Source organism: Mixta sp., from assembly GCF_024610815.1.
Taxonomy (GTDB): Bacteria; Pseudomonadota; Gammaproteobacteria; order Enterobacterales; family Enterobacteriaceae; genus Mixta; species Mixta calida.
Genome location: NZ_JANION010000229.1, coordinates 1 through 4,244 on the forward strand (window position 1 = coordinate 1; position 4,244 = coordinate 4,244).

Below are 4,244 nucleotides of genomic sequence, written 5' to 3' on the forward strand. Positions count from 1 at the left end.
GTCGGGTAAAAAGACGAATAATTAAAACAGTGGCAGGTATTTATATTATTAAACAAAGATGCGGATGATATATCACCCTCAAACGCCAATAAGATTAATCTGCTGCTTTCGCCGTTTAATGTAGCAATCATTATGCTGGCAGCCGTCTGCCAGCCTTCCATTAAGAAGCGTTGTTTAAGCAACAATAAAAAAGGCCGGATAGCCGGCCTTGAGTGAAATGTTAACGGTTAGTTGCCGTGGCTGAGATGCTGGCGCACCTCGCTGACCTGCTTGCTGGTCACCTCAGGCGCATTGTTGTTCCAGCCCTGGCGGATAAAGGTGGCCAGCTTCGCCACCTCCTCGTCGCTCAGGCGATGAGCGAAGCCCGGCATCGCCAGCGTGGACGGCGCTTTCGCCGTTGAAGGCTGCTGCGCGCCCGCAAGGATCGTATGAATCAAACCGACCGGGCTTTCCGCATTGACGATGGAGGCCTGATCCAGCTCCGGGAAGACGCCCGGCGCGCCTTTGCCGTTAACGAAATGGCAGGCGTTACAGCTATCCAGATAGAGGCGCTCGCCTTCCGTCAGGTTTTTCGCAGCGGTAAGCTTCGCGGCGGTTTGTTCCACCTTCTGGACGTCCTGTCGGCTCAGGGAGGGATTACCTCCCAGGAATTTCAGGTAAGCGGCGATCGCTTTCAGATCGGCATCGCTCATATGCGACGAGCTGTGCTCCACCACGGAGGTCATCTCGCCGCCGACCGACGCTTTATCATTACGGCCGGTTTGCAGATAGTCGACAATCTCCTGCTCGCTCCAGCGCGGCATGCCGCGCAGGGAAGGCACCGGCCAGCCGTTCAGGTCGCCGCCCGCCAGGAACGCAGATTCGCTGCTGTCGAGCGCCTTCTCGTTCATGGTGATACTGCGCGGCGTATGGCAGCTGCCGCAGTGGCCCAGGCTTTCCACAATGTAAGCGCCCCGGTTGACCTCCGCCGATGCGCCGCCGATCGGCTGGAACGGCTTATCGGAAGTAAAGGCCCAGTTCCAGAAACGCATGCCCCAGCGCTGGTTGAACGGGAAGCTCAGTTTGGTTTCCGGCGCGGCAACGGCGGCAGGTTTCACGCCCTGCATAAAGTAGACGTAAAGCGCGTGAATATCCGCGTCGCTGATTTTCGCGTAGTCGGGGTAGGGCATCGCCGGATAGAGGCGCGAGCCGTCCGGCAGAACGCCTTTGCGCACCGCGTCGGAGAACTGCTGTTCGCTGTAGTTGCCGATGCCGAACTTCTTATCCGGCGTGATATTGGTCGAATAGATGGTGCCGAGATTTGATTCGATCGCCAGGCCGCCCGCATAGTCGGGCTTGCCCGGCAACGAGTGACACGCCATGCAGTCGCCAAGGCGGGAAAGATATTCGCCCTGCTTAATCAGCTGCGCCGTATCGTCAGCCTGCGCGCCGACAGAAAACAGCGCGGCCAGCGCTACCACATTGCCAGTGATAAAATTTCTGAGAGTAAACAGCTTCATGCGCTTATACCTGTACCAGTGGGCCGGGGTTTTTCAGATACTGTTCTTTGATCGCCTGTGCCGCCATCAGGGTAATCGCGCCGATGGTATCGGTCGGGTTCGCCTGGAAGTTTTGCGGGAAGGCGTTGCCGCCCGGCACGAACACGTTATGCACATCCCAGCTTTGCAGGTAGCGGTTGAGCGCCGAGGTTTTCGGGTTGTCGCCCATTACCGCGCCGCCCACGTTATGCGTGGAGACATACTTGGTCAGATCAAATTGCGCATCCATCGGCAGAAAGCTCATGCTCATGCTGTCCGGGTTGAGCTCCTTCGCGATATCGCCCACGATGCCCTTCAGGTACTGCTGAAGCTTAAGCTCGTTCTGTTTCCAGTTGAAGGTCATGCGCAGCAGCGGCTGGCCGTGCTCATTGGTGTAGTTCGGATCGAGATCCAGATAGATGTCGCGGTAGGACATGCAGGTGGTGGTGATGCTGATCTTCATGGAATGGCCGTACCACTCCTCCAGACCCTCTTTCCAGCCCATGCCCCATGACGGCGTGCCCTTCGGCAGCGAGGTGCCGATCGGCGTGCCGGTCGCCTGCGAACTGTGGATCTTCGCGCCGCCGATAAAGCCCAGGCCCGGACCGTCGAAGTTGCCCGGAGAGATGTCGTTGAACATCTGTCCGGTCGGGCCGGAGGTGGCGAACGGATTGAAGTTTTTATCTTTAAAGAAAAGCGTCGCGCCGCCGTTGCTCAGGAAAGCGTAGTTGCGCCCAACCACGCCCTCTTCGGTAATCGGGTTGTAGGGCTTGCCAATGCCGGAAAGCAGCATCAGATGGACGTTGTAGAGCTGGAAGCTGCTCAGCACCACGATCTTCGCCGGCTGGAAGCATTCGTTACCCTGTTCGTCGATGTAGATCACGCCTTTCGCCGTTTTCTTATCGTCGTGCAGCACTACCTTCAGGACGTTGGCGTTCACTTCATAAGAGAAGCTGTCCATGCGCTTCAGCGCATCCATCACCGCCGTCTGCGGCGAGGCTTTGGAGTAGTTCAGGCAGGGATATTTACTGCAATAGCCGCAGTAGTTACAGGGCGCGATCTGGTTGCCGTAAGGGTTAGTCCAGGCGCGCGACACCGCCGCAGACGGGTTAGGGAACGGATGGTAGCCCAGCTTTTTGGCCGCTTCGGCGAACATCGCGTTATTCAGCGTATCTTCCAGCGCTGGCAGCGGATAAGGGTTGGAGCGCGGACCTTCAAACGGATCGCCGCCTTCCAGAATTTTGCCGCGTAGGTTGCCGGTGTTGCCGGACTGGCCGCAGATGCGTTCAAACTTATCGAAATAAGGCTCGATTTCATCCCAGGTGAACGGGAAGTCCATGATGCGCATCTCTTCCGCGAGGATGCCCGGCTTATAGGCCTGGTCCGCATAGGTTTTGAGCTTTAAATCGGTTGGCGTTGGGCGGATCAGCACGCCCGTCCAGTGCAGGCCTGAACCGCCCACGCCGCCGCCCGGCACAAATGCGCCCCATTTGCGGGTCGGCAGCGCCGTCTGGTCCATGTTATAGCGCACGGTGACCGCCGATTCCGCAGGTGTGGTCATCACTTTATTGCGTACCGCGTAGGCATATTCATCGGCCGGTTTCGGATAGGCGAATTCGGCGTAGTCACGCTCCGGCCCTTTTTCTAACGCCCGTACCGTTAATCCCGCCATCGCCAGCTCGATGCTCATCAGCGAGCCAGCCCAACCCAGGCCGACCACGACGACGTCGACTTCTTTCTTATTTAGCTGTGCCATTCTTTACCTTGTAAATATTGCAAAAACACGCATTGCTTCGCGCCCGTCAGGCGCGCTCGCCTTTGATACTCACCGGCCCTAACGGATAAGGCACGTTGTGCTGTTTCACCCACTCCAGGAAGCTGGCGCGCGCGCCAGGAAAGCCGATGGCGATCCAGGCTTTCATGCCCTTGTTGCCGCCGTACATCGGATCGGAGAGGTAGCCATGTTTGGTATCGGAAATCAGCTGGCTGAAAAAGTGCGACGGCTTCATGTTCGCTTCGCCAAGCGCGGCGAAATCGATGCCATCTTTTTGCAGATGCGTCAGCACCTGATCTTTTTCCTGCGGCGTCAGCTGATGGAAAGGCTTCTGATAAGCGTTAATGCTCCATTTATTAATCAAGGGAATCGCGATTTTATAGAGCTGTTGCGGACGGTAGGGGATTTGATACCCCATCGTGGCAGGCGCATGGGCGTTAAACGGCCCCTGCATATAGATTTCTTCGCCCATATCGCCGTGGAGCTGCTGGTCGATAAAAACCGGCACGTTGGTCTCCAGCGCGCCGGGGGCTTTACCTTTGCCGCCAGCGGGGATCAGGCGGTCGGTTGCGGCCAGAATAAACTGCCATTCTTCAGCGTTAAAGAAAATGGGCTGGTAGTCGTTGAGTTCTGGAGCGGCCATTTCAGCGGCCTGTGCTGCGGTAAGTCCTTTAAAAATCATATCGCTTAACGGCAAAGCGACAAGAGCGCCGAGTAAGAACTTGCGGCGGGATGTTTCTTTATTAAACAACATAGCCCTGGATGTCTCACATAATGTTAATAAAAATAGATCTAGTATTTCTGGTTGTTCCGGTTATGTTTATTGATTAACGAGATATACACATTTATAAGTTACCTACTATTAACGTATGTAACAAAATGATTATAAAAACAGGAAAACGTTGCGAATGAGAGGCCTAGCGTGCAAACGCGACTCAGGTAAGTATTGGACC

At 56.0% G+C, this 4,244-nt stretch carries 3 protein-coding genes; all 3 read right to left on the reverse strand.

Annotated elements, in window-relative coordinates; translation table 11 throughout:
* Positions 1 to 227: 227 nt before the first annotated feature.
* Genes MYY08_RS17755 through MYY08_RS17765 form a run of 3 tightly spaced genes read right to left on the reverse strand, consistent with a single transcriptional unit; the run spans position 228 to position 4,045 of the window.
* Positions 228 to 1,499, reverse strand: coding sequence for a c-type cytochrome (locus MYY08_RS17755; RefSeq protein ID WP_288015174.1), 1,272 nt, complete (start codon positions 1,497 to 1,499; stop codon positions 228 to 230).
* Between the two features lie 4 nt (positions 1,500 to 1,503).
* On the reverse strand, positions 1,504 to 3,273 hold the full coding sequence (locus MYY08_RS17760) for a GMC family oxidoreductase (protein WP_288015177.1): 1,770 nt from the start codon (positions 3,271 to 3,273) through the stop codon (positions 1,504 to 1,506).
* Positions 3,274 to 3,319: 46 nt separating this feature from the next.
* Complete coding sequence (locus MYY08_RS17765) at positions 3,320 to 4,045, reverse strand: gluconate 2-dehydrogenase subunit 3 family protein (protein ID WP_038629572.1); 726 nt, start codon at positions 4,043 to 4,045, stop codon at positions 3,320 to 3,322.
* Between the last annotated feature and the right edge of the window lie 199 nt (positions 4,046 to 4,244).